General features: G+C 41.3%; 19 protein-coding genes. 10 read left to right on the top strand and 9 right to left on the bottom strand.

Annotated features, from left to right (window positions below; genetic code table 11):
• Positions 1-55 precede the first annotated feature (55 nt).
• Positions 56-460: a hypothetical protein gene (locus F0226_RS09165; RefSeq protein ID WP_171735352.1), complete on the top strand. Its 405-nt coding sequence runs from the start codon at positions 56-58 to the stop codon at positions 458-460.
• 323 nt (positions 461-783) lie between these two features.
• Positions 784-1,887 carry a phosphoribosylaminoimidazolesuccinocarboxamide synthase gene (locus F0226_RS09160; protein WP_171735351.1) on the top strand — a complete coding sequence of 368 codons (1,104 nt, stop codon included), beginning with the start codon at positions 784-786 and terminating at the stop codon, positions 1,885-1,887.
• Between the two features lie 99 nt (positions 1,888-1,986).
• Here F0226_RS09160 and F0226_RS09155 read toward each other — a convergent pair whose 3' ends face one another.
• Both F0226_RS09155 and F0226_RS09150 read right to left on the bottom strand, forming a co-directional pair.
• Positions 1,987-2,364 (bottom strand): transporter, encoded by a 378-nt coding sequence (locus tag F0226_RS09155; protein WP_171735350.1) that lies wholly within the window; start codon positions 2,362-2,364, stop codon positions 1,987-1,989.
• Positions 2,365-2,566: 202 nt separating this feature from the next.
• Positions 2,567-4,939 carry a helicase-related protein gene (locus F0226_RS09150; protein ID WP_171735349.1) on the bottom strand — a complete coding sequence of 791 codons (2,373 nt, stop codon included), beginning with the start codon at positions 4,937-4,939 and terminating at the stop codon, positions 2,567-2,569.
• Positions 4,940-5,124: 185 nt separating this feature from the next.
• Between F0226_RS09150 and F0226_RS09145 the strand changes: the two genes are divergently transcribed.
• From F0226_RS09145 to purT, 6 genes are all read left to right on the top strand, one after another.
• Complete coding sequence (locus tag F0226_RS09145) at positions 5,125-6,813, top strand: NAD-dependent malic enzyme (RefSeq protein WP_171735348.1); 1,689 nt, start codon at positions 5,125-5,127, stop codon at positions 6,811-6,813.
• A gap of 310 nt (positions 6,814-7,123) precedes the next feature.
• Positions 7,124-8,548: an exodeoxyribonuclease I gene (gene sbcB, locus F0226_RS09140; protein ID WP_171735347.1), complete on the top strand. Its 1,425-nt coding sequence runs from the start codon at positions 7,124-7,126 to the stop codon at positions 8,546-8,548.
• A gap of 41 nt (positions 8,549-8,589) precedes the next feature.
• Complete coding sequence (locus F0226_RS09135; protein WP_171735346.1) at positions 8,590-8,967, top strand: CidA/LrgA family protein; 378 nt, start codon at positions 8,590-8,592, stop codon at positions 8,965-8,967.
• Between the two features lie 2 nt (positions 8,968-8,969).
• Positions 8,970-9,665: an LrgB family protein gene (locus tag F0226_RS09130; RefSeq protein WP_171735345.1), complete on the top strand. Its 696-nt coding sequence runs from the start codon at positions 8,970-8,972 to the stop codon at positions 9,663-9,665.
• A gap of 359 nt (positions 9,666-10,024) precedes the next feature.
• Entirely contained in the window at positions 10,025-10,912 is an 888-nt protein-coding gene (gene cdd, locus F0226_RS09125) for a cytidine deaminase (RefSeq protein ID WP_171735344.1), read from the top strand.
• A gap of 172 nt (positions 10,913-11,084) precedes the next feature.
• The gene (purT, locus tag F0226_RS09120) at positions 11,085-12,260 is read left to right on the top strand and encodes a formate-dependent phosphoribosylglycinamide formyltransferase (protein WP_171735343.1); all 1,176 of its coding nucleotides are present in this window, start codon (positions 11,085-11,087) and stop codon (positions 12,258-12,260) included.
• 135 nt (positions 12,261-12,395) lie between these two features.
• On the opposite strand, the gene F0226_RS09115 is transcribed toward purT, so the two are convergent.
• Positions 12,396-13,046 carry a thiopurine S-methyltransferase gene (locus tag F0226_RS09115; protein WP_171735342.1) on the bottom strand — a complete coding sequence of 217 codons (651 nt, stop codon included), beginning with the start codon at positions 13,044-13,046 and terminating at the stop codon, positions 12,396-12,398.
• 311 nt (positions 13,047-13,357) lie between these two features.
• On the opposite strand from F0226_RS09115, the gene F0226_RS09110 reads away from it, so the two are divergent.
• The gene (locus F0226_RS09110) at positions 13,358-14,131 is read left to right on the top strand and encodes a RelA/SpoT domain-containing protein (protein ID WP_171735341.1); all 774 of its coding nucleotides are present in this window, start codon (positions 13,358-13,360) and stop codon (positions 14,129-14,131) included.
• Positions 14,132-14,413: 282 nt separating this feature from the next.
• On the opposite strand, the gene ihfA is transcribed toward F0226_RS09110, so the two are convergent.
• Together ihfA and F0226_RS09100 are read right to left on the bottom strand one after the other, a co-directional pair.
• Positions 14,414-14,710, bottom strand: a complete 297-nt coding sequence (ihfA, locus tag F0226_RS09105) for an integration host factor subunit alpha (RefSeq protein ID WP_137372666.1) — start codon at positions 14,708-14,710, stop codon at positions 14,414-14,416.
• Positions 14,711-15,120: 410 nt separating this feature from the next.
• A complete protein-coding gene (locus F0226_RS09100) occupies positions 15,121-17,289 on the bottom strand; it encodes a diguanylate cyclase (protein ID WP_171735340.1) in 2,169 nt (722 codons plus the stop codon).
• Positions 17,290-17,680: 391 nt separating this feature from the next.
• Between F0226_RS09100 and F0226_RS09095 the strand changes: the two genes are divergently transcribed.
• Positions 17,681-19,498, top strand: coding sequence for a hypothetical protein (locus tag F0226_RS09095; RefSeq protein ID WP_171735339.1), 1,818 nt, complete (start codon positions 17,681-17,683; stop codon positions 19,496-19,498).
• A 294-nt stretch (positions 19,499-19,792) separates the two neighbouring features.
• Here F0226_RS09095 and F0226_RS09090 read toward each other — a convergent pair whose 3' ends face one another.
• From F0226_RS09090 to pheS, 4 genes are all read right to left on the bottom strand, one after another.
• A complete protein-coding gene (locus F0226_RS09090; RefSeq protein WP_171735338.1) occupies positions 19,793-21,457 on the bottom strand; it encodes an amidohydrolase in 1,665 nt (554 codons plus the stop codon).
• Between the two features lie 122 nt (positions 21,458-21,579).
• Entirely contained in the window at positions 21,580-22,287 is a 708-nt protein-coding gene (locus tag F0226_RS09085; RefSeq protein WP_253820793.1) for a transporter substrate-binding domain-containing protein, read from the bottom strand.
• Positions 22,288-22,495: 208 nt separating this feature from the next.
• The gene (gene pheT / locus F0226_RS09080; protein ID WP_171735337.1) at positions 22,496-24,916 is read right to left on the bottom strand and encodes a phenylalanine--tRNA ligase subunit beta; all 2,421 of its coding nucleotides are present in this window, start codon (positions 24,914-24,916) and stop codon (positions 22,496-22,498) included.
• Between the two features lie 18 nt (positions 24,917-24,934).
• The gene (gene pheS, locus F0226_RS09075; protein ID WP_171735360.1) at positions 24,935-25,918 is read right to left on the bottom strand and encodes a phenylalanine--tRNA ligase subunit alpha; all 984 of its coding nucleotides are present in this window, start codon (positions 25,916-25,918) and stop codon (positions 24,935-24,937) included.
• Positions 25,919-26,211 lie beyond the last annotated feature (293 nt).

Genomic DNA, 26,211 nt, shown 5'->3' with positions numbered 1-26,211 from the left:
TATATATAATAATAACTACTGTATAGACATATAGCATGTATATAAGGACAGCAAAATGATTCAAGCACACGTTAAGACTCAAAACCCTAGCCAGCTATTTCACTGCTCATTCACATCTTCAATTCGATCTTCGAATAAAAGCAGTCACCCGCTTTTTTCAAGAATCGCTTTGCTGTCTAATCAACAACAATGGCTTCTTTTTACCGCTCAGACACCACGTCCAACGGCTTCACAATTAAAAAAGCATAATGTGTGCTGTGATCGAGTCATTCATATGAAGCCCTCTCAGGTTTGCTCTGAAGCTGAAATAGTAAGAAGAGCCATCCTTTCAAGAAATGCGAGTGCTGTTGTGGCAAGTAATAACATCAACCAATTTGAACAAGCCCAGCTAGTCAAATTGGCATCTCAGAATCAATGTGAAGTGTTCTTTGTTTCATCTGAACAAGAGCTCCTCCACTAAGTTAAAGCTCAGTAACTAACTTAATCAAACTCTATCAAGCTAATTGAATGTAGCTAATCAAAACAAAACAAAACAAAACAAAACAAAACAAAACAAAACAAAACTATCGAGTGTAATTAAGCTAAAACACAACAACTTTTAGAACCTGCCTTTTTCACCTCTATTCATACATATTGCGAATAGAGGTTTTTTATTACCAAAAAACAATAGCAAACGTTTGCTTTTTCTGTGGCAGCAAAAATTAGTTTGGGTATAATGCCCGTCTAATCTCGTGCGCATTCGCACTCTCTGTATGACGTTTGATAAAAGATAGGAATGTCTAAATGAGCCTCGCTGATCAAGTTCTAGCCGTAAATGATGATCTACCAATCCGTACTAACAAACCTGTCCATAGTGGCAAAGTTCGTTCTGTTTATTGGTTAACCGAAGAAGATAGCCAAAGATTAATTCAAGAAAAAGGTTATGACGTAGCACCTGATGCACCATTAGCCATTATGGTAATTAGTGACCGTATTTCGGCTTTCGATTGTATTTGGCGAGGTGAAGGGAATTTAAAAGGCGTTCCTGGAAAAGGCGCAGCACTTAATGCCATATCGAATCATTGGTTTAAATTATTCCAAGATAATGGTTTAGCAGATAGCCACATTCTCGACATTCCCCACCCGTTCGTGTGGATCGTTCAAAAAGCTCGTCCAGTCATGATTGAAGCAATTTGTCGTCAATACATTACAGGTTCAATGTGGCGAGCTTACGCTAATGGAGAACGAGAGTTTTGTGGCATTGAAATGCCAGAAGGCTTAGAAAAAGATAAAAAACTACCTGAGCTGCTGATTACTCCATCAACGAAAGGGATCCTCAAAGGCATTCCAGGTGTTCCTGAAGCTGATGACGTTAATATCACCCGTCAAAATATTGAAGATAACCACCAAGCATTCAACTTCACTCAAGCAAGTGACATTTCACATTACGAAAAACTGCTTAAGGAAGGTTTTACGGTTATCAGCCAAGCACTGGCTAATGTTGATCAAACATTCGTTGATACTAAATTTGAATTTGGTTATGTCAATGATGCTAAAGGCAATGAGAAGCTGATTTATATGGATGAAGTGGGGACACCTGATTCATCTCGTATTTGGGATACTTCAGAATATAACAACGGTAATATTGTTGAAAATTCTAAAGAAGGTTTCCGTCAGTTCCTGCTGAACCACTTTCCAGATCCAGACATTCTTCTTAATAAAGAACGTATGCAAGAGCGTGAAGCATTAGCTCAGAACAATGAATTACCGCTAGATGCCTTAATGTCAGTTTCTCGTACTTATACTGATATTGCTGAAAAAATCACTGGTAATAAGATTGTTCTTAGCGAAAATCCGAAGCAAGAAATTGTAGATATCCTTCGTGCTCAATACGATCTGATTGACTAAGTTCTGATCAGATAAGAAGTGAAGAGCAACTGAAACAAAAAAGGACCTCAACATGAGGTCCTTTATTATTCAATCTGGTTATTTTTATCTTCGAAAGGTTTATAAACGAATCGTAAACTCTTCTAATGATTTGTTTGCAATAACAAGATGGCTTTTCGATTCTATATACTCGATTTGCTCATCTTCTAACGAATAAGGCATCACTACCTTAAGTTCGTTTATCCCTTCCAGTTTCGCCAATTTAAGCAAAGTCACAATATTAGACTCATCACTTTTACGAGATGACATGGACTTTAAAGCCATTTGCCAAAGTCTGTCTTCTGGCGTCGCCAATTCTTTAATGCTATCTCGCCAAACGGTACTAAACACCGGTGCAATCGTGGTCAGTGCTTCTAAAAACGTCCATTTTTTATTACAAGAGGCCCCAAGAAAGGTAGTGTAATCAAATTCAACACACGTCTCTTTTTGTTTGTCCATATCGTCCCCCGACACATTGGCAACACAATATACTTAATATCTACGAACTCTTCTCATATAGCAATAGGATATAAGAGAATGGTCTTTTATACCCTTTAATCTGAAAGAAAAGACATATAAAAAGCAAAGATGTAACAAACTGAGTACGGAATAATCATATCTGAAATTATTTGTTTAATATTTCACAGCAGAAACTAAACGACTATTTGATATCGACGATTTTACTCGCTTTCTTGTATTGAATTCTCCAGCCTTGCCACGTTGGCAATTCCCATCGCTTAGGAAGTGTTTTTCTCATACCGCTTTTATGGATGACATAGACTAACTTTCTATTTACTAAATACTCGACTGATAACTGCAAGTCACCCAAACATAAATCAAAAGGATACTTTTGCGCAAAATCCTCACATTCCCAATAAGGGACACCTTCAAACGTTAAATCCTCATTTGAAAATAGAGTTAGATCATCAGGAGAATCAACGCCTAATAACTTTAATTGTTCTTCTAACCAGCTATCAAAAGTTAAACGTTGAATATCTTCAGTATTCTTAATTTCTTCGCTCAAACCTAAAGCGACATACAACTGCCAATACCTGATTTCTTGTATCCTTAACTTGGCAAACCCAGGTAAAATCTGACCTTGATTCACTAGCTCAATGATTGGCTTTAGTGAAAGTTCGCCTTCCGCTTCCAGTAATCTCGTCGCGATTATTTTTCCGGCATACATAAGCGACATTTCTGTATGTACTGTATTGCTTTCTACAATAGTCCCTCCTTGCTGCCATTGACCTATTTCAGCTTCACTAAGTAATGAAAGTGGTAGCGGAGCGGTGACAGTGGCGAGTGTGAGAGTTTGTTTAACCCCTCGCCCCGGTAAGCTATGTGTATCAAAGACAAGCATCGCTTCTGAAGCATTTGGTAATCGGCTTTGACGACCAAGTACAACTTCCAATAATTCATTTGAAAATGCTTCTTTTCTTTTCGCTCTGCGAACAAAAACTAGTTCAGGGTGCAATTCCATAATACTTTTTAATAGAGGCAGGCGTTGGTATCGCGAGGCAGCTTCAAGCTGAGGTAATTCAAAAACCTCACGCATCTGCTTTGCTAAACCTTTTGCTTCATTTAGCGCATTGGTATCTATTTGGATATGTGGGTACGTACCTCCACGAACTAAACCAATCAATAGACTCATATCGCAGCCATTTTTTTCTACCAAAGCCAATTCTTGCAATACTTCACTACTTGAAGGTAACTGATACAAATTTGCCGGAACTGATAACGCAGCGGTTAAATCGATCATGGCTTCTTTCAATGACTTTTCACTGATTCGAGTAACAATATCGGCATACAGCGCATCAATGGGTAGCGGAGCAATTTTTAAACCATGCTCAGTTATCTTTCCTTCTTGATCTACCGCCTCCATCAGCAACAATGCCTGCTTGGCTTGTTCTACTGAACGTTCAGGTAAGGGGTTTAGGAAGTTCAACTTTTGTAACGGATTACCACAAGCTGCAGCAGTAAGCATGGGTTCTATCAGCTCTTCACGCTGAAGCTCTGGCGGAGTCATTAACTCTAGAGCAGCATGTTCACCATACAGACGAATACATAAACCATTCATCATACGTCCCGCTCGCCCCGCTCTCTGTTTTGCACTCGCTTTAGAGATGGCTTTAAGGCTCAGCGCTGTGCGTCCATTCCTTTGTACGGTTCTTCTTTCTAGACCTGAATCAATCACTACCCCGACATTCGGAATCGTTAGGGATGTTTCTGCAACGTTCGTGGCTAAAATGATTTTCCTTTTTGCATTTGTAGTCAATGCAGCATGCCTTTCTTCATCACTGACTGAAGCATGTAATTTCACCACTACCAAATCATACTGGTGTTGCTCATTGAGCTTATTAAGCATCTGAGCACTCTGAGTAATTTCTTTTCTTCCTGGGAGAAAGACTAAGATATCTCCAGATGAATGTTCTATTTGTCTTTCAACTTCAGCTTGGACATTTTGCTCGATTGAACGAATGTCTGGTAAGTTGCGCGAGTCCCTTGCTCGGTATTGATAGGAAACCTCAAAGACGCGTCCAGCGCACTGTATACGCTGCGCATCAATATAGGTAGCAAGCTTTTCACCTTCGATTGTAGCTGAGGTGACAATCAATCGATGGCTTTTATTCTCTTTTAAAAGCGCCACCAGCAAATCGATATCCCATCGACGTTCATGAAACTCATCCACCATCACTATGTCAAAGTGCTTTAATCCATCGTCCGCAAGCCAGCGTAATGCTACTCCCGGAGTCACAAATACCACTTCGGTGTCTGGTGAGAATTGCGCCTCAAGTTTAATGGCATACCCAACTTTTTCACCTAAAGAACAGCCAGACTGTTCAGCAAGGTATGTTGCAAGTGAAGTACACGCTATTCGCCTAGGTTCAACAACGAGAACTCGACCATGTTCTGCTGCCCATATTGGCAAACGAGTGGATTTGCCTGAACCCGTCTCAGCCTCTACCACCAAGTGATTATTTTGTATTAACTGAGTGAAAATAGACTTGTGTTCATCAATAGGCAATTCAGACATAAATGGGGGTGCTAAGCTTGAAAAATGTGAGCAGAGTATACCGAATTCTCTTAATGAATTTCGATAAGTGTGGCGAGTGAGCGAGAATGCCATTTTCTCATGTTGAAATACGTAGAAGTTGTTTACAATTGAATAACTAAACCGTTATCATTTTTCGGTTTTCTTTCTCCCACATTAGGCACCCAATGAACAACGATAAACGCCCTCTTTATATTCCTTATGCAGGTCCTGCTTTATTAAGTACTCCCCTTCTTAATAAAGGCAGTGCATTCTCGGCAGAAGAACGCAGCTCTTTTAACCTTGAAGGTTTGTTACCAGAAACGACGGAAACCATTCAAGAGCAAGTTGAACGTGCATATAAGCAATATCTCAGCTTTGAAAACGATATGGATAAACATATCTATTTAAGAAACATCCAAGATACGAATGAAACACTTTTTTATCGTTTAGTTCAAAATCACATCTCTGAAATGATGCCTATCATTTACACACCAACCGTTGGTGCAGCTTGTGAAAACTTTTCTAACATCTACCGCCGTGGTCGTGGTTTATTTATTTCATACCCGAACCGTGAGCGTATCGATGACCTTCTTAACAATGCAACGAACCATAATGTAAAAGTTATTGTGGTCACGGATGGCGAACGTATTCTTGGTTTGGGAGACCAAGGCATTGGTGGGATGGGTATTCCAATTGGTAAATTAGCATTGTATACAGCTTGTGGCGGTATTAGCCCAGCCTACATGCTACCAATTGTGTTAGATGTTGGTACGAACAACCCTCAGCGTCTTGCTGATCCAATGTACATGGGCTGGCGTCACCCTCGTATCACAGGTGCTGATTACGATGCGTTCGTTGAAGAGTTCATTCAAGCGGTTCAACGCCGCTGGCCTGATGCATTAGTTCAGTTCGAAGATTTCGCACAAAAGAATGCAATGCCACTGCTTGAGCGTTACAAAGATCGCATCTGTTGTTTCAACGATGATATCCAAGGAACAGCAGCGGTAACAGTTGGTTCTCTACTTGCTGCATGTAAAGCAGCAAACAGCAAGCTGTCAGATCAACGAATCACCTTCTTAGGTGCAGGTTCTGCAGGTTGTGGTATTGCTGAAGCTATCATTGCTCAAATGGTGTCTGAAGGTATCAGTGATGAGCAAGCACGCTCTCAAGTTTATATGGTTGACCGTTGGGGCTTACTACAAGAAGGCATGCAAAACCTGCTTGATTTCCAACAGCGTCTAGTACAAAGCAATGCCAATACTAAAGATTGGGAAAGTGAAGGAACTGGCTTCTCCCTGCTTGATGTTATGCGCCACGCGAAACCAACCGTTTTAGTGGGTGTTTCTGGTGCGCCAGGCTTATTCAGCAAAGAAGTCATTCAAGAGATGCATAAGCATTGTGAACGTCCTATCGTGTTCCCATTGTCAAACCCAACAAGCCGTGTTGAAGCAACACCAAACGACATCATCCGTTGGACAGATGGACAAGCATTAGTAGCAACCGGTAGCCCATTTGAACCAGTGGTTCATAACGGTACGACTTACCCAATCGCGCAGTGTAACAACAGCTACATCTTCCCTGGTATTGGTTTAGGTGTACTTGCGGTCAATGCATCTCGAATCACCGATGAAATGCTGATGGAATCAAGCCGTGCGTTAGCAACATGCTCACCGCTTGCAATTAACGGTAGTGGCGCACTTCTTCCACCATTAGAAGAAATCCACCTTGTGTCGAAGAAGATTGCATTTGCAGTCGGCAAAAAAGCAATTGAGCAAGGCGTCGCTTTAGAGATTACCGACGAAGCCTTACAACAAGCTATTGACCAACATTTCTGGCAACCTGTTTACCGCCGTTACAAGCGAACTGCATTTTAAACTTAAAGCAGCTCTTTCAGCGGTAAAATAAACGTTTAAACCGAAAAGCCCAATCATTACTTACTCTTTGTAAACTAATGTTTGGGCTTTTTAATGCCTAAAATAGAGAGCACTTTTAACTAACTCTCTATTTAGCTAGCACACCTGAGCGCTTTTTATTTACCCATAAATCACAAAGACAGGAGCGAAGACGAGCATTTTTCTTAAATTTATTAAGAATCACCCTTGCACCGCTGCCGCATACTATCAGATACTTAGCAAAACTAACCTTCAGTCATAGTAAATCCACATTTACTGTTCAGGACATTCAATGAGCTCAGATAACCAGCCGACATACTTCTTTTTCGATTATGAAACTTGGGGAACTAGCCCAGCGAAAGATCGCCCAAGCCAATTTGCTGGCGTACGTACCGATCAAGATTTCAATATCATCGGCGAGCCATTAGTGATCTACTGCCAGCCACCTTCTGATTATCTTCCTGCGCCTGAAGCGGCGTTAATCACAAGAATTACTCCGCAAAAAGCTGCCTCGCAAGGTCTTCCTGAACCAGAGTTCATCGCACAAATACACGCAGAACTCGCCAAGCCTAATACCACTAGCCTTGGCTATAACAGTATTCGGTTTGATGATGAAGTTACTCGCTATACTTGTTACCGAAACTTCATCGACCCTTACGCGTGGAGCTGGCAGAACGGTAATTCTCGTTGGGATTTGCTTGATGTCATGCGTGCTGTCCATGCACTTCGACCGGATGGCATTGTGTGGCCAGAAAATGAAGAAGGTTACCCAAGCTTTAAACTTGAGCATCTATCTAAAGCTAATGGTATTGAACATGAAAATGCTCACGATGCCATGGCTGACGTAATCGCAACCATTGAGCTCGCTAAAAAGTTAAAAGCAGCTCAACCTAAGATGTACGATTATTTATACAATATGCGACACAAGCGTAAAGTAAATGAGCTTATTGATATTGTAAACATGACGCCATTAATGCACGTTTCAGGCATGTTTGGTCGTGATTGCAACTACACGAGCTGGGTCGTACCTGTTGCTTGGCATCCAGTAAATAAGAATGCGGTTATTGTGGTTGATCTTGCAAAAGATCCTTCTCCACTGCTTGAGCTGGATTCCGATGCTCTGCGTGAAAGGCTTTACACTAAACGTAGTGAGTTATCAGAAGATGAACTGCCTGTTCCAATAAAGTTGGTTCACTTAAACAAATGCCCAGTGATTGCCCCGGCTAAAACGTTGACGGCTGAAAATGCCGAAACAATCGGCATTGATAGACAACAATGCTTAAAGAATCTAGCCATTATTAAAGACAACCCAGAAATAAGAGAGAAGCTGATCGGCTTATATGCAGTCGACAGAGATTATGAAAAAAGTGATGATGTCGACACTCACTTATACGATGGTTTCTTTTCTCCTGCAGACAAAGCAGCCATGGATATCATTCGTGAAACCGATCCAAACAATCTCGCAGCACTTGATATCAGCTTCAATGATGCTCGAATTGAGCCTCTGCTATTTCGTTATCGTGCAAGGCACTTCCCATTAACTCTCAATGAGAATGAGCAACAACGATGGGCTAACCACTGTCGTGATTTTTATGAGACTCGAATTGAAGAATACATGCTAAACCTTGAAAACCTAGCTCATGAACATGAAAGTGATGAGAAGAAAATGGCGATTCTCAAATCTGTTTACCAATATGTTGAAAAGCTTGTTAGCTAATACACTGACTATTCCAAACCACAAAGGCTCTATCCACATTTATGGATGTAAAAAGTAAGCTCATTGACATCATTTACTGCTTAATATCTTTCGTACTCATTATTGGGTCTTTAACCGCGGGTAATGTCATCCAACAGTTTTTATATACTTCTATACCTGGAAGTATCTTTGGAATGCTATTGCTATTCACGGCAATGGCGAGCGGTTTACTGCCTTCTAAATGGGTGAAACCTGGAGCCAATCTAATCATTCGATTTATGGTGCTCCTTTTCGTACCAATCAGTGTTGGGCTAATGGAACATATTGATATGCTGATTAACAATGCATTGCCTATTTTAGCCAGTGCTGTGGGTGGTTCATTAATCGTATTAGTTTCCTTAGCGCTGTTTCTTGACCGCTTACTTACAAGAAGGGATTGAGTATGTGGTTAATTGTCACTGTCATCGTTTTTATGTTTGCTAGATGGGTAAGCAGAAAAGTTAATTCACCTTTCTGTAATCCATTACTGATCTGCCTCGCGATCTTGATCCCTATTCTTACTTATCTAAAAGTACCGTTCGAGCGCTATTACGCTGATAACACTTGGATAAATTACATGCTTCAACCCGCTGTGGTTGCCTTAGCCTACCCTTTATATGAACAACTTCCACAAATCAGAGCTAATTGGCGAATCATAACGCTTGCATGCACGATCGGCAGTATCATGTCTATGATTACGGCCGCCACTATCGCCACATTATTCCATGCCGAATTAAGCCTAGTCGCCAGTCTGCTTGGTAAATCTGTTACCACCCCTATTGCTATGGAAATATCCAGCAATCTGGGTGGAGAAGCCGCAATTGCTGCAATTTTAGTATTGATAGTGGGTTTGTTCGGTGCCATTTTTGCCTACCCTATTTATAACTTAATAGGAATAAAAAGCTCCATAGCCCGCGGTCTTACCATGGGAACCATCTCTCATGCGCTAGGAACCGCAACCAGTGCCGAAAAAGCCCCACAAGATGCCGCTTTTAGTTCACTTGCTTTAGTGCTGTGCGGCGTGATCACTTCAATCATCGCGCCTAGTATCTTTTCTGCAGTTGTATGGGTTTATGCCTTTTTTGATTTAGCGATATAGCAGTCACTATTAGCCATCCTACTTTATATCTACAGTTCTCAATTTGACATTTCGCCAACGTTTAACCCAGAGCTTCAGCTAAAATTTAGCTGAAGCTCTAAACGCAATGGCTGAATTTTTTATGACACAAATCGCAGTGAGTCTGCTTACAAAACCCCGAATATAAATATTAAACTCTTTTTCAGGAGCTAATATTTATATAACTAATGGCTTAATTCCCAGTTGAAATCGATTGCATTTGTGACCTCACTCTAATTGTGAAACAACATGTAACATCGACATTTAAATGGTGATCTTTATCACAGATAAATACCTATGATGATCTAGAATTAAAACCTAAGATTAATTAAGGATTACACATGACAAGTCGTATCACTCTGGCGCTAGAAAGTGCTCCTCAAACCATTAAAGCCCTTCTCAGTGACATTGTGTTAGCTGAAGGTTTTGATGCCACTTTTAGTAAAGAACAATATCAAGAATTACTTTCTGCCAGTGGGTTAGAAGATAATGAACTTCGTGTTGCACTACTCCCTTTAGCGGCGGCTTATTCATACGCGCCTATTTCTAACTTTTATGTGGGTGCATTAGTTCGCGGACTTTCTGGTCGTTTATACTTCGGTGCTAATCTTGAAATATCTGGCGCACAACTCGGCCAAACAGTTCATGCTGAACAATCGGGTATCAGCCACGCTTGGATGAAGGGTGAAGAAGGTATCTCTGATATCACGATCAACTTCAGCCCTTGCGGTCACTGTCGCCAGTTTATGAATGAACTGACAACCGCTAAAGAGCTTAAAATTCAACTTCCTGAGCGTGATGAAAAGTCTCTAGAAGATTACTTACCCGATTCTTTTGGTCCTGCTGACCTTGGTATCACAACAGGTTTAATGAGCAAGCTAGACCATGCGTTTTCATGTGAAGACAATGATGCGCTTGTGACCAGTGCATTACACGCTCTAAACCGTAGCCATGCGCCTTACACAAAGAACCTTAGCGGTGTAGCATTAAAGCTTATTTCTGGTGAAATTTTCGTAGGTTCATATGCAGAAAATGCGGCTTTCAACCCTAGCTTACCACCGCTTCAGGTAGCACTTATTCAATTAAGATTAGCTGGCTTTGAATTCGACCAAATTGAAAGCGCTGCACTCGTTGAAATGAACGAAGGTTCTATTAGCCACCTAGCAGATACTCAGTCAACACTTGAAACAATAAATCCTGACATTCCAGTATCTTACCTAGCAATCTAAACACATATATTCAACAACGCTTTAACAAGCCACCACTAATTTAGTCGGTGGCTTTTTTATTATCTAAAAGTAAGAAAATCCCGCGCGCAATCGTTTGCTTTTGGATTTCAAAACAGTATTATCACCCCGTTCTTAAATTACTTATCAGCTATACAGTTCGGAAGGAATATATATGTTTGGTTCAGCAACTAGTCAAAATGCAACTCGTGTCCTTTTACTCGGTTCTGGTGAACTTGGTAAAGAAGTCGCAATAGAATGCCAACGTTTAGGTTTGGAAGTGATTGCTTGTGACCGCTATGCAAATGCACCAGCAATGCAAGTTGCTCACCGTAGTCATGTCGTTGACATGCTAGATGGCAAAGCTTTAGAAGCTATTATTGAGCAAGAAAAACCAGATTATGTCGTACCTGAAATTGAAGCAATCGCAACAGACAAACTTGTTGAGCTTGAAGCTAAAGGACTCAATGTCGTCCCTACAGCAAATGCTACAAAGCTAACAATGAACCGTGAAGGTATCCGTAGACTGGCTGCTGAAGAATTATCACTTAGCACTTCTCCATATCGCTTTGCCGATAATTTTGATGATTTCTCTGCTGCTGTAGAATTCGTTGGTCTGCCTTGTGTAGTCAAACCGGTTATGAGTTCTTCTGGTAAAGGTCAGAGTGTTATCAAAACTGAAGCTGATATTCAGAAAGCATGGGACTATGCTCAAGAAGGTGGTCGTACTGGCGCTGGTAGAGTGATTGTGGAAGGCTTCATTGACTTCGATTACGAGATTACCTTATTAACCATTCGAGCTGTGGATGGCGTGCATTTCTGTGCACCAATCGGTCACCGCCAAGAAGATGGCGACTACCGTGAATCATGGCAGCCACAAGTCATGTCAGACAACGCTTTAAAAACCGCACAATTTACCGCAGAACAAGTAGTTAATGCCTTAGGCGGATTTGGTATCTTCGGTGTTGAGCTTTTCATCAAAGGTGACCATGTTATCTTTAACGAAGTTTCCCCGCGTCCACATGACACTGGCTTAGTAACGCTTCTATCGCAGGACTCATCAGAATTTGCCTTACATGTTCGTGCTTTCACTGGCATGCCAATCAACTCGATAACCCAGTATGGTCCATGTGCTTCAGCTGTCGTTCTTGGGCAAGGTACGTCAGACAACATCCGTTACGAAGGGTTAAATGAAGCGCTAGCATTCCCTCAGACACAGATTCGCTTATTTGGTAAGCCTGACATCAATGGTCGAAGACGCTTAGGTGTGGCGCTTACACGCCGTAAGACAGTTGAAACTGCAATTGAAGATGCAGTTGAAAGTGCAAGTAAGATAAAAGTTATCTATTAACGGTTAACTTTTGACTTGGCTATTTGTTAACTTAGCTATTTCTTAACTTAGCAATTCGTTTAGCGAGTTCTTGATGAATTAAAAAAGACAGGTCAATACCTGTCTTTTTCATTTATTAAGCCCATCGAGTACGAATTAGATGTCTTCAAGAAGATACACTTCTTCCGAGAATCGAGTCAGCCCTTTTTTGGCAATCTTAGGGTGATCCGCTCCAGCAATGTCTTGGTTCAATCTAGTCAGTTTAAACCCACTGAATAGCTGCTCAATTTCTTGTTCAGGCACGCTAAACGGGGGACCTGACATCTCACTCTGTATGTAATCTAGAGTGACCAATAAAATCTTACCGCCAGGCTTCAGCAATTGTTTCAACCTTTCAGCATATTGCACACGCATTTCGCTAGGCAATGCCACTAGGGATGCGCGGTCATAAATAATATCAACGGGTTCTACTGGAGCACTAAAAAAGTCCCCCATATAAATGCTTAACTCATCAAATTGGTACAACTCATGCTGCCCACTGATCTTAGTGACCGTTGGTGTATATAAATGTTCAGCAAAAAATGAACGTACAGCAATTTGGCTTAACTCCACGCCTTGTACTGCTTCATGCTTCGAAGCTAGCCATATTAAGTCTTCACTTTTTCCACATAAAGGCACCAGCACTTTCTTGTCAAAGCTTGGAGAGGTGTGTTGCCAAAACTTAAGCAATAATGGGTTTACATCTTCTAGGTGGAAACCAATTTGGTTTGCAGCCCACTTATTGTGCCAAAAATCAGGATTATTCATCTTTCATTCATATTGAGTTGTCATAATGCAAGGGTACAGGATAGCAAAGCAAGAGCAAGTAACTTAGCGACACAAACTGTCACCAAAACTCGGCGTTTCTATTAGTAATACATCGGTTTAATCGTGGCTTACTCCTTGTTCTAACTATGACTTTGGCTACCAGTTCACATTTTGATTTTTTATAAGACGTTATGGTTGGTTTCTACTAAAACTTACCCCATATAGTTTTTAGTAGAGCATTTTTCTCTTAATTTATATTTGGTTGCAACCTTTAAGTATTCCTTTTAGTAACCGTGTATTCTGGAGTTTGAATGAGTCTATTTCTCCGCACCACTGCTTTAATGCTATTAGTATTAAGTAGAGCGCCTGCATTCGCAGCAACTGTATCAACGAGCTCAACTGAGCAATCTCGTGCACCGGCACAAAATCAAATATCTTCAAAGGTATTCCGTCATAGTTTAAGTGGGCTTTACGGCATCCGCGCATTCGATTCAAAACCAAGCCAACCTTATACTGACTTCGATATTCTTTATTCTAAAGCGCACCAAGCTCAAGCTGAATTAGAAACCATCTGTAAAAGTACTGCGTTACTTACTCAATCAGATGCCCTGTTCGCTGGCGTAAAATCTGACACTCGTGCAAAAGAAAAAATCAAACTAGAGCTTAATGGCGACGTTTCAAAAATAACGGATTTAGCGCGTGCTACCATTGTGGCTAATGATGTTGAAAGCTTAGTAGAAGTCTATGAAGCGTTAAGCCGTGAAGCCGACGTAGTGAAGGTTAAGAATAAATTTAAAACACCGGCAGACTCTGGTTACCGGGATTTAAACCTATTAGTTCGATTACCTAAAACCAACATAGTGGCAGAAGTGCAACTTCACCTTAAAGCTATTGCTGATGTTAAAAGCGGTCCAGAGCATGACCTTTATGAAATCATTCAGGGAATCGAAAGAAATGCCATTGCCGAGAAGAGAAATGTGAATGACATTGAGGCTGCACAGATTACCAGCTTAAGACGTCAGTCATTAGAGCTGTACCAACAGGCATGGCAACCTTACATAACCACTCACATCAAGGCTGCTTAAGCTAGGCAATCAAAAGCCTCACCTGCTATCTATTTTTTAGTTAGATAATTAGATAATTAAGTAGTTAAGTAGTTAAGTAGTTAAGTAGTTAAGTAGTTAAGTAGTTAAGTAGTTAAGTATCCAGCATCATACAAGCTTCCTTACTCGCCTTTGATATCAAGTGCGATAAGGGAGCTTTTTTATTAGAGACAAAAATTGAATTGACCTATATCGACCAACGGTATCGATTTGACCGGCTTTAGATACAAAAAGACCACGCTTTAGCGTGGTCTATTGCTTGGCTTACTTCTCGATTTTTATGTCTTCGACTCGAGCTTTCAATTTTTGTCCGGGTCTAAACGTAACAACACGTCGAGCAGAAATTGGAATGTCTTCACCAGTCTTCGGATTACGTCCAGGTCTTTCACTCTTCTCTCTTAGATCAAAGTTACCAAAACCCGACAGTTTTACCTGTTCGCCATTTTCGAGTGCTTTACGAACTTCTTCGAAAAACACTTCAACCGTTTCCTTGGCATCCCGCTTGCTGTATCCCAGTTTTTCAAACAGGTTCTCAGCCAAATCGGCCTTCGTGAGTGCCATAAAACTTTCCTCAAAGCTATGTTAAACATTGCTACTAATGTAGTAGCGCCAAAGCATTTACCCTATCCAATTCAATAAGATATAGGTGTTTACAAGGAAAGTGTATGCCAAGCTTATGATTTTCGCCAACTTTTTATTTATTAGGGGCAATTAATCTGTCAAATCAGTTAGATAAGAGCATTATAAACCTTCAGTTTTAACCAAAAAAACACTACACAACCTCAAAAGACCAGTCCAAAAAACTAATTTACCCTGGATAAATAGATTTTTAATCCAAAGTGATTTTTTTATTATTATTTAAACGCCTTGAGTTATATTCATTAAAATCAGCAACTTGATTTAATATTATTCTCAACAACGGTTTACCTGAGACCATAAAATCTAGCAGTGAATATGAATATCGAAGACGATTAATTTGAATATGCATAACGTAATAATCGGTTCCGTTGGTTTTTCTTTGCTTTTATTAGTGCTCTTTCTCCCACTAATATGCTTTGTTCAAACTGAGCAGTATTAGTTACTATGGAAGGATCCATAACGCCAATAGTACACGTGACTAATGCATCCTCACCCTCGGTGCTAACAACATCTTCTCCTGCACCTCTATTTTTAACTGCACTTAGCTTCAAGTGTGATTTAATTTCTTGGGCGACCGTTAAGGCTAAATCAGCTACAGGGGCAGGCAAGACAACCGCAAATTCATCTCCCCCAATTCTAAATACATCACCTCTGTCTTTAGCTACGTGCCGTAAAATATTCGCAAGCGTCACTAACAGATCATCTCCTGAAGTCATCCCATACTCATTATTGAATGCTTTGAGATAATCCACATCGAGTAACACAGTTGAAACTTCAACGGATGAATCCCGCTTTTCACGTAGGTCTTCAAGGTAAGGTTTCAAAGCAAATCGGTTTTTTAATCCTGTAAGGTGGTCGGTAAGGTATATTTGCTCCATAAACACACGGTTATCTTCAAGCTCTTGATGCTGATATAAGTTCTTCAATGAAACAGCAATATAGCTTGCCAACTGAGTGGCGACTTGCACATGAAAATCTTGGAAAGCATAACTTTGATTTTTTTGGATGCTGATTACACCTAATATTTCACCATTGAATGTAACTGGCGTACAAATGACTGAAGTCCCTGCATCTTCTAAATCTCCATTAATCCATGCGCCTTTCGGCGAGCAGGATACATCAAGGTATTGCCCAATCTCAGTATCACTAGATGTGTCTAAGACAACCGTAGCATTATGCTTTAATGCATAGATGCCAATCCTAGAAACTTCGTCACACTCTACTTCAAACCCCTGCTGAAATTCTCCCTCTTCAACAAGGTATTTATAATCGAGTACATTGCGATCTTTTCTAAATAAAGCAAGGCTAAACGCACTGCATGGAATGAGTTCACCAATACTTTCAAATAACCTCAGCATATCTTGAGGTTTATCTTCTGTATTCGCGATCAACTGTCCGAGTTCGTTTAAATGAGATAAATGCCTTGTGAACAGCTCTGAATTAGTCACTTCATTCTCTACTTTTGAATGGTGAAGAATAGAATTGGCATAGCTCACTTCATTATTTTTCCAATCATCAGCAAGTTCTTTATATAGCTCGCATACCTGCCTTAGGGTTTGGTTTTCTGATGCGGTATCTTCAGTTTTCTTATAGCAATCAACTAACGTATTTAGAAGTGAAAGTTTGATTCGCTTATTGCCATTGATACCATTTGACTTAAGTGCTTTTTGGCAAAAAGTAATGGTAAATTCAACATGTCCGCATTCAAGCAAGAACTCAGAATATCGACTATAAAATTCGATTTTCAAGTAAGTATCGGCATGGCTTTTTATCAACTCAAAAGCGGTTTTATAGGCTTCAAAAGCCTCCCGCGTTTTACCCATCAATGAAAGAATTAGCGCATAATAAAACTGACTTAATGCGTAGCCCTGCATAAACCCTTCATCTAAAGAGAGTTTGGTAGCCGCCTTTATTGTTTCTAAAGCTTTTTCAAGGTTGTTGGTGTTCGCTAAAGAAAGAGCAAGGTTACATAGAGCTAAACTAGTATTTGAGGCGGTATTAACATGAGCCCCATGCCCAACAGCACTTTCACTGTATTCCAAAGCCTTTTCATAATCACCAAGGCTAATATATAAGCTTCCTATATTTAGATTTAAAAATAACGCTAGCTGGTGATCGGTAGTGCGTGTGTCCGTCTCAGCCTTAGTAAAATGAGACAGAGAGAGATAAAAATCACCTTGTGATGCGAAAATACTCCCAAGATAGATATTGGCGTAGGAGACCAGTGATGCAGGAATAATCATTTCTTTATGATTAACAAAGGCTTTAAAAAGCATAGTCGCCGAAGATAAATCGCCCTGTCCAAATGCATCCACTGCATTAAGGTACTGTTCATACAATGGCGCTAAATCGACGTTATGCATGCTACTTATATGCATTAACTGGTTACGTGTGAACTTTATCGCCTTCGTACTTTTGTCACCATGAAGCTGTGTCAATAATGAAATTACTTCAAGATCGGCTGTCGTTGAATTTGAAGCTGGAACCACATATGTACCCATGTTTTCACGCTAAAATTGCCCATATATTAAATACAGCATACCGAAAAATAAATTGGATAACCATACTCCTACTCGCCCTACACCTAAGAATCAAAAAGTAGTTCGGGATTATGAGCTCCCTCTTATAGTGCTTTCACATTAACTCTTTTGCCAAGCAGTATTCACAAAGTGCTTGAAGAGAGAGTTTTTATATCGCGGGAGAAAACTTTCTTATCACAAAGCGACACGAACCAAATGCCAAATTGAAACCTGACCATCTCAAAAATTACCATAAGTTATTAATATTATTTAAGAAATGCGACATATACGACTTGATGATGCATTGCATGAAATTGCATTAATATGATTAAATTTATCAATGATTTAAGAATTATAGATTGGATGCAATTATATGAAATGGAATAAGTTTTATCAGTCACTACCAGCACTATCTGCATTGGCACTGGCTGGCTGCGGTGGCGGTAGTGACGGCGGCTCATCAGGTAACGCTGTCAATGTTTCACAAACCAGCTATCAAATGGAATCTGGGGCATTTGAACAAAACAGTGTCAATATCCCTTTTAGCGTTAACTATAACGCCGGAGACGATCTCTACTACGGGATCATGAGTGACAGTGGGAGTTTAATATCTCGTGTTGAGTACAATATTAACAACAATGCAACGGGTCACGTTAACGTATTCATGAAGCCAGGCTATGAAGTTGGCAATGGTACAAAATCGACAACAGCTCAGTTTGCAATTTGCTACGATGAATACTGTAACCAGCACTACTCTGGCTCACCAGTTGCAATCACTTTGACCAACGAAGTGACATTAGATCAAAAAGTGGAGCTAGCCGTTCCAAAAATTGAAACTGTGGCTGAATTAACTGATGTAAGCGTGTTTCAAAATGTACCTGACGCCATCAATGTTTCCGGTTCGGATTTATACAACCTCCGCGTAGAGACGCGAGCCAACAATCCATTCGTCACATCAGTAAGCTCTTTCTTTAATGCTTCGAATATAGAGCTAAATATGACTTTAGAACGCCCATCTATCCTTGGCGTTGGCTCATTTAGTTCCACTATCAATGTAGACGTATGTTATGACTACAATTGTAATTACCCGATAGAAGGCAGCCCATTAATCATCCCAGTTGGCTACAAGATCAATAATACTTCACCAGACCCTGACCCAACACCGAATCCAAATCCTGATGGAGGCACTCCAGCAACACCAAATGTTTCTGCTATCAATTTTAACAATGCACCTACCCACAACACTGTCGATGCAATTTATTCCGACGCATTAAATGTCATTGCGGTTGTCTCTGATAGCCCTAAGAAAGCAATCTATTTTTATAGCCTGAACGATGCGACAGCATATGAGATAGACCTTTATAGATCGCCATCAGCCGTCACTGTCGATAACATCAATGGTACTAATCGTTTTGTGGTCGGTCACGATGCGATGATCACTACACTTGAATACAACGCCTCTTCTCCAATAGATACCCAAGTATCGAATATCTACCATTCCCATGATATTTTTGATTTAACCACTAATGGTAGCTACGCTTGGACTTTACCAAAAACAGATCAATGGGTTGACCTACAAGTCATTAACCTTGAAAGCGGTTCTGTGGAGTCTAGAAGTGACTGGGGGTACTACGAAAAAACAGTACTCAAAATCAGCCCTAGCAGCCAGGCCTTCTATAGTTTAGATACGAATGTTAGCCCTGAAGATGTCGCAAAAACGGACATTTCTGACCCGGAAAACCCAGCAAACCCTGTCGACTCCCCTTACCACGGAGATTACAGTTTCTGTGATAATTTTTGGTTCAACCATACTGGCACATTCATCTATACACAATGTGGCGTGAGATTGAATACTTCGAATAACGCAAGCCGTGATATGACTTACGCTGGAAAGATAACCTTACCTACCAACAGTGGTTGGGGTGGTGTGCAAACGATTCAGACACTTGATGAGTCGCACGACAGCACTAAAACGGCTTACGCGCTTCAAGGGGAGAGCAACGAGGTCATGATAGTCAGTTCAAACCATTTAAACCTGTCAGAAACTATTACTCTTCCGGACACTACAGTAGAGCATTCGGCTTACACAACAGTACCTAAGTTTGTATTTTATGGTGCTGACGGCAAGCTCAATATCGTCGGTAATACCACGGTGAACGGCATTGTTCGCACATCGATATTGCAGCACTAACTCTAGACCGAGTAACAGGCTATCTAGTGTCAACATAGCTAGTGACGAAACAGTTAGTCACAATATAGCTTGTAGCGAATTAACTCGTACCAATATCGCTAATAAGCACATAGCTAATTGCTAATAAAAATAAATATAAATAAAAAGACCTCGCAATCGGCGAGGTCTTCTTCTATACAATGAATTTATTCATTCCGCCAACAACGCTACTTCACTGATTCAATCACTTTCATTAAAGTGCGCTAAATTTCCTTATCTAAACGACTTAGCAAGTCAATCCAGGCCCTAATTCCCTTAATCTTCTGCGTCAAAGACAACCTCACCTCTCAGTACTGTCATTAAGATTTCAGTATCTGCAATTTCATCGACAGGCAAGCGAGTAATATCTTGTTCTAAGATAACAAAATCAGCAGACTTCCCTACCTCAATGGAACCCGTTATATCTTCTATTCCTAGGCTCAACGCTGCATTGATGGTGTATGCATCAATTGCTACTATCACATTAGGTAACCCCGCATCACCCATTCTTACACTGTTAGCGATTCCAACAAGCGGGTTTAACTCATGAACATTCCAGTCACTGCTCAATGTTAAATTTGCACCAGTATCAAAAATCGCTTTAAGGTTCATCATTGCTAGGGCTCTCTTCGCTCCGAGTAAAAGCTTAGCCCAAGAATGATCGTGCTCGACCACATATTCGGAACCGACTTGAAAATCGGCTGTAACATTGAGTTTAACAAAGCGATTTACATCTTTCGGATTTACAAATTCGACGTGGGTCAATGTATAAGGTTTAGTTGCACCACTTTGACGAGCATACTCAATCGCGTTAAGTGACTCCCGAACAGCACCATCACCAATAGCATGGATGTGAGCGCTGTAACCAAGCTTATTCAATTCGTCCAACCAAGTTTTCATCTGGTTAGGTGGAATATAATTAATACCGTTCGGCTCATCAGGAATATAAGTGGTTAAATAAGGCGCTAGCGTTTTCGCCGTTCCATTAATCGGAATACCATCGCTATACATTTTCACCTGATTCACCAGTAGCAGTTTCTCTGTATTACTCGATTGGATCTTCTTCAAGAAGTCTAACTGTGGCTCCATCGAATCAGTAGGGTATATCCATGGACGCAGAGAGACACGAGCCGTTAAATCACCGTCTTTTTCTGCCCTTTTCCACACTTCATACCAGCCGCGCTTCCAATATAATCGACCATCACCAATGGTTGTAATACCGTGTGCAGCAGACTCTTCAAGGCCTGTAATCAAACCGTCATAACTTTTGTCAAACTGATCTTTTAGGCTATTCCACGCCAGCTCCATAACGAGATCACCTGCGTTATCAAATAAAATACCGTTGAGCTCACCGCTGATTGGATCTTTAAGTATCTTCCCCCCTTGCGGTTCAATTGAGTCCTTAGTGATACCCGCGAGCTCAAGAGCAGCAGAGTTAACCCACATTGAATGAGAAGTTTGCTCCATTAACACTACAGGTCTTGTCGGGAATATGCGGTCTATGACTTCAAGGGGCGTTTGGCGGTTGTCTTCATTTAAAATACCCCCTAATGAAAAGCCATACCCCATCAGCCAACCACTAGAATGACTGTTTTCACTGCAAGCTTTTAAAAATGGGACTTGACCTTCCAGCGAGGCATCTAAGCTAAGTTCACAATTACCTCCAACTTCAGAGGCCGCTTCAAACACATGGTTATGATTATCAATAAAACCTGGCATGACATAAGCTTGCTCTAAATCGATAACTTCGGTATTTCTCGCTCTAAATTGATGAGTTTCATCTTCTTTACCTATAAACATAATGTTGCCATCACTAACTACAATAGTGTCGGCATTATCAAAACCATAGATGGTCGCATTCGTTAACATCATGTCGCTAGCCTGAGTATTTGAAATCATAAATATGCTGGCTATTAGTACCAAAAGGGAGGTTCGGTTCATTATTGATTCCTTTGTCCCGCAGTCATTTTGAATATATGCAGTATTGATGTGCACGATGAGGAAAGGTTACTGCAGAAAAGAAAAATAGTGAGTATAAGAAAACTGAGATAACCTTACAGGAGCTAATGCTCTTTATACTCATGAATTGCCTGATTCAGCTTGGACATAAAACCTGGGTTCTTTCTTAAAAAGTACTTAGATATATAAAGACCAAACTCTTTCTCTTGTTCTGTAACGATTTCGTAATCTTCGATATCACTCACGGCATCAAGAAAAGTCATTTCTGCAATTAAAATAGCACTAATTGTTCCTGAATCTAGCTTATCTTTGAGCCCATCAACCGACGCTGCTACGTATATGGATGAATAACCAATTACCTTTAACCAGTGGTGCGTATTGGTATTGAGTAAAGTCGCAACTGTCGAACGATCTCTAAAGATTGAATTATCAGGGGAGAAGTTATGCGCATTTTCTTTCCGGACCACCCAAACCCAGCGGTTTGACATCAAGGGATCTGAAAACTGAGCATAGGTATCACGCTCTGAATTCTGTGATGCCATAAAAAAGCCGTCTGAATTTAGCTTACGAACCTCTTGCAATGCACGACCATGATTCGACGATACAGAAATAGTATAAGAAACACCCATAGAATCCAGGACCTGCTTAACTGCATCTGTACCAATTCCAGAGGGAAAACCTTGAGAATCTAATTGGGTATAAGGTGGAAAAACAGGAACAATAAAGTGCATATCCTCAAACGAGTATGACTTTAGCGAAACCAGTAATGTTACTGCTAATAGAAAGAATCGACTTCTCATATTGATGTTCATACCTCAAACAAACCTTTCATTCATTATAGTATCTAAACAGTATAGCTAAGACTGTCTTATCCTATTTTTTAAAAAATAATCAAAGGGTAAGTTTCCGTGTTCATTATTCATATACTATTGGCAGGCTTCGCAGATAACGAAGTATTCACTACAAACAAAAAAGGCCTCGCAATTGCGAGACCTTTGGTTTTCTATCTATCAGAAGAGGTTAGTCGCGAAGTGCTGCGCCAAATTTCTCTGAGATTGAAGCTACGATAGCATCTACTGAACCAGCGATGTCTGCATCTTCAAGTGTGCGCTCTACAGACTGTAGGCTAAGTGCGATAGCTAGGCTCTTCTTACCTTCTTCAACGCCTTGACCAACGTATACGTCGAACAGTTTAGCGCCTGTTAGGAATTCGCCACCAGCAGCGATACATGCATCTACGATGTCGCCAGAAGCAACGGCTTCGTCAACAACAACGGCGATATCACGGCGGTTTGCAGGGAACTTAGATACGGCTACTGCTTCTGGAAGCACGCGAGTGTTGATAGCTGCCCATTCGATTTCGAATACGATAGTGCGACCGTTAAGACCAAACTTACGCTCTAACTCTGGGTGAACAGTACCAATGATACCCACTTCTCTCTCTGTTTCGAGACCAGCGTCTACTACGATAGCCGCAGTTTGACCTGGGTGAAGTGCTGGGTGCTTAGCAGATTTGAAGCTGTATGCGATTTCGTTTGCAGAAAGCTCAAGAATTGCTTCTAGGTCACCTTTAAGATCGAAGAAATCTACAGTGTTAGTTGCAATGTCCCAGTGCTCTTCGCCACGAGTACCAGAGATAACACCCGCAAGCATCATTTCTTGGCGCATGCCGTTTTCAGCAGTTGCTTCAGGGATGAAACGTAGGCCTGATTCGAATAGACGAACGCGAGACTGTTGACGCTTCTGGTTGTGAACAACTGTGTTTAGAAGACCTTGGATTAGGCCAAGACGCATTGCTGACATGTCCGCAGAAATTGGGAATGGCAGGATTAGCGGCTCAACACCAGGTACAACAAGTTTTTGCTGCTCTGGTTCTACGAAGCTGTATGTGATTGCTTCGTGGTAGCCACGGTCTACAAGAAGGTCACGAACGCGCTTAAGCGGTTGGTTAGCTTCTTTGTGATCATTCATTTTAAGTGCCGCTTTAGGCGCTTGGTTTGGAATGTTATCGTAACCGTAGATACGACCTACTTCTTCAATTAGGTCTTGCTCGATTGCGATATCAAAACGCCAAGATGGAGACGTTGCCGTCCAACCAGCATCAGTGCTTTCAACTTCACAACCTAGGCGAGTAAGAATTTCCACTACGTCTGTAGATGGGATTTCATGACCTAGTAGGCTGTCTAGCTTAGCGCGACGTAGAGCAACTACGTTTGCTTTAGGAAGATCAGCTTCAGATTCGCTGCCGTTTACTGGCGCGACTTCACCACCGCAGATTTCAACTAGAAGCTGTGTTGCACGCTCCATTGCTACTGCTTGTAGTGTTGAATCAACACCACGTTCGAAACGTAGAGAAGAATCAGTGTGAAGGCCGTAAGCACGTGCGCGACCACGGATGTGATCCGGTGCGAAGAATGCTGCTTCAAGAAGTACATCTGTCGTTTCAGTAGTAACACCTGAATCTTGACCGCCAAAGATACCCGCGATTGCTAGTGCTTTGTTTTGGTCAGCGATAACAAGCGTGTTGCTGTTTAGTTCAGCTTCGTTGCCATCTAGAAGTGTTAACTTTTCGCCCTGCTCTGCTAGACGAACCACGATACCGCCTTCGATCTTAGCAAGATCAAATGCGTGCATTGGTTGGCCTTGCTCTAGCATCACGTAGTTTGTGATGTCTACAACTGGGTCGATTGAACGGATACCACAACGGCGCAGTTTTTCTTGCATCCAGATTGGAGATTCCGCTTTCACGTTTACGTTCTTAACCACACGGCCAAGGTAACGTGGACAAGCATCAGTTGCTTTGATTTCAACAGATACTGTGTCTTCAATGCTTGTTGCAACAGCTTCAACTGTTGGCTCTGTAACGTCTGCGCGGTTTAGTACGCCAACTTCACGAGCAAGGCCACGGATGCTGAAGCAGTCTGCGCGGTTTGCTGTTAGGTCTACGTCGATAGTTACGTCGTTAAGCTCAAGAAGCTCACGAACGTCCATACCTAGCGTTGTGCCTTCTGGCAGCTCAAGGATGCCGTCAGACTCTACGTCGATACCTAGCTCAGAGAAAGAACAAAGCATGCCGTGCGATGGAACGCCACGTAGTTTTGCTTTCTTGATTTTGAAGTCACCAGGAAGTACTGCGCCAACTGTTGCTACTGCTACCGTTAGGCCAAGACGACAGTTAGATGCACCACATACGATGTCTAAAAGCTCTTTATTACCATCTGCATCAACCGCGCCGATATCGATTTTTGTAACTTGTAGTTTGTCTGCGTCTGGGTGCTGACCGCACTCAACCACTTTACCTACTTTAACGCCGGTGAATTCACCAGCAACAGGTTCTACATCGTCAACTTCCAAACCAGCCATAGTGATTTGGTGAGCTAGCTCTTCGCTGTTAATTGCAGGTTTAACCCACTCGCGTAGCCAAGATTCACTGAATTTCATAGTTTTGACTGCCCCGGATTACTTGAATTGTTTAAGGAAACGAAGGTCGTTCTCGAAGAACGCACGAAGGTCATTTACGCCGTAACGAAGCATCGTTAGACGCTCTACACCCATACCGAATGCAAAACCAGAGTATTTCTCAGGGTCGATGCCAACAGAGCGAAGTACGTTAGGGTGAACCATGCCACAACCTAGAACTTCTAGCCATTTGCCATCTTTACGTTTCACGTCAACTTCAGCTGAAGGCTCTGTGAACGGGAAGAATGAAGGACGGAAACGCACTTCAACTTCTTCTTCAAAGAAGTTACAAAGGAAATCGTTAAGAATGCCTTTAAGTTGTGCGAAGTTTACGTTCTCATCAACTAACATACCTTCCACTTGGTGGAACATTGGCGTGTGAGTTTGATCGTAATCGTTACGGTAAACACGACCCGGAGCAATGAAGCGGAATGGCGGTTTGCCGTTTTCCATCGTACGGATTTGAACACCAGAAGTGTGCGTACGTAGCATTAGATCAGGGTTGAAGAAGAAAGTATCGTGATCAGTACGAGCTGGGTGATCGTCTGCGATGTTTAGTGCATCAAAGTTGTGGAATGCATCTTCAATCTCAGGGCCAGACTCAGTGCTAAAGCCAAGCTCACCAAAGAACTGTTCGATACGCTCAACAGTGCGAGTAACTGGGTGAAGACCACCGTTCTCAATGCGACGACCTGGTAGGCTCACATCGATAGTTTCTTCAGCTAGTTTCGCTTCAAGCTCTGCACGTTGTAGTGCGTCTTTGCGAGCTGCGATCGCTTGTTGAACAGCACCTTTCGCTTTGTTGATCTCTTGACCAGCAGTACGACGCTCATCAGGTGGAAGTTTACCTAGGCTTTGTAGTTGAAGAGTGAGTTCACCCTTCTTACCTAAATACTGAACTCGCACTTCATCAAGTGCGACTAACGAATCTGCTGTATCAATAGCAGTCGTTGCATTAGCAATGATCTCTTCTAGATGTTGCATCATTTCCTCATCTACCAGTTGGTAGTGTCCGTATCGGATGATTAGTTTTTTAGATAGCTACACATAGTAATCAAACACGCTAACAATGCCAAATTGAATCGCTAAAAGAACAAGTTATTGACTAAAAACACGGCAAATTTAACAGGATATTAATGAGGAGTAAGAAGAAGTGGAACAAATATGAGTACCACTCCTTTATTTGGAAGTGAGCTAAACCTAGGCTTGTAAGTGGGCTGGGTTCTGAATCTAAAGTGAGATAGGCTTATATCTGAAGCAAGATCCGTTTAAATATA

Source organism: Vibrio sp. 99-70-13A1 (assembly GCF_013114625.1).
Classification (GTDB): Bacteria; Pseudomonadota; Gammaproteobacteria; order Enterobacterales; family Vibrionaceae; genus Vibrio.
The sequence above is the reverse complement of the archived record's forward strand: the minus strand, read 5'-3'. Positions and strand labels throughout refer to the sequence as shown.

What these genes read in the sequence shown, in the direction of transcription:
- F0226_RS09100 (WP_171735340.1), bottom strand. Translation starts at nt 17,289, where the DNA reads ATGGGTACATATGTGGTTCCAGCTTCAAATTCAACGACAGCCGATCTT.
- pheS (WP_171735360.1), bottom strand. Translation starts at nt 25,918, where the DNA reads ATGCAACATCTAGAAGAGATCATTGCTAATGCAACGACTGCTATTGAT.
- F0226_RS09090 (WP_171735338.1), bottom strand. Translation starts at nt 21,457, where the DNA reads ATGAACCGAACCTCCCTTTTGGTACTAATAGCCAGCATATTTATGATT.
- purT (WP_171735343.1), top strand. Translation starts at nt 11,085, where the DNA reads ATGTTTGGTTCAGCAACTAGTCAAAATGCAACTCGTGTCCTTTTACTC.
- F0226_RS09095 (WP_171735339.1), top strand. Translation starts at nt 17,681, where the DNA reads ATGAAATGGAATAAGTTTTATCAGTCACTACCAGCACTATCTGCATTG.
- F0226_RS09110 (WP_171735341.1), top strand. Translation starts at nt 13,358, where the DNA reads ATGAGTCTATTTCTCCGCACCACTGCTTTAATGCTATTAGTATTAAGT.
- F0226_RS09160 (WP_171735351.1), top strand. Translation starts at nt 784, where the DNA reads ATGAGCCTCGCTGATCAAGTTCTAGCCGTAAATGATGATCTACCAATC.
- cdd (WP_171735344.1), top strand. Translation starts at nt 10,025, where the DNA reads ATGACAAGTCGTATCACTCTGGCGCTAGAAAGTGCTCCTCAAACCATT.
- sbcB (WP_171735347.1), top strand. Translation starts at nt 7,124, where the DNA reads ATGAGCTCAGATAACCAGCCGACATACTTCTTTTTCGATTATGAAACT.
- pheT (WP_171735337.1), bottom strand. Translation starts at nt 24,916, where the DNA reads ATGAAATTCAGTGAATCTTGGCTACGCGAGTGGGTTAAACCTGCAATT.
- F0226_RS09085 (WP_253820793.1), bottom strand. Translation starts at nt 22,287, where the DNA reads ATGAACATCAATATGAGAAGTCGATTCTTTCTATTAGCAGTAACATTA.
- F0226_RS09155 (WP_171735350.1), bottom strand. Translation starts at nt 2,364, where the DNA reads ATGGACAAACAAAAAGAGACGTGTGTTGAATTTGATTACACTACCTTT.
- F0226_RS09165 (WP_171735352.1), top strand. Translation starts at nt 56, where the DNA reads ATGATTCAAGCACACGTTAAGACTCAAAACCCTAGCCAGCTATTTCAC.
- F0226_RS09130 (WP_171735345.1), top strand. Translation starts at nt 8,970, where the DNA reads ATGTGGTTAATTGTCACTGTCATCGTTTTTATGTTTGCTAGATGGGTA.
- F0226_RS09135 (WP_171735346.1), top strand. Translation starts at nt 8,590, where the DNA reads ATGGATGTAAAAAGTAAGCTCATTGACATCATTTACTGCTTAATATCT.
- F0226_RS09115 (WP_171735342.1), bottom strand. Translation starts at nt 13,046, where the DNA reads ATGAATAATCCTGATTTTTGGCACAATAAGTGGGCTGCAAACCAAATT.
- F0226_RS09150 (WP_171735349.1), bottom strand. Translation starts at nt 4,939, where the DNA reads ATGTCTGAATTGCCTATTGATGAACACAAGTCTATTTTCACTCAGTTA.
- F0226_RS09145 (WP_171735348.1), top strand. Translation starts at nt 5,125, where the DNA reads ATGAACAACGATAAACGCCCTCTTTATATTCCTTATGCAGGTCCTGCT.
- ihfA (WP_137372666.1), bottom strand. Translation starts at nt 14,710, where the DNA reads ATGGCACTCACGAAGGCCGATTTGGCTGAGAACCTGTTTGAAAAACTG.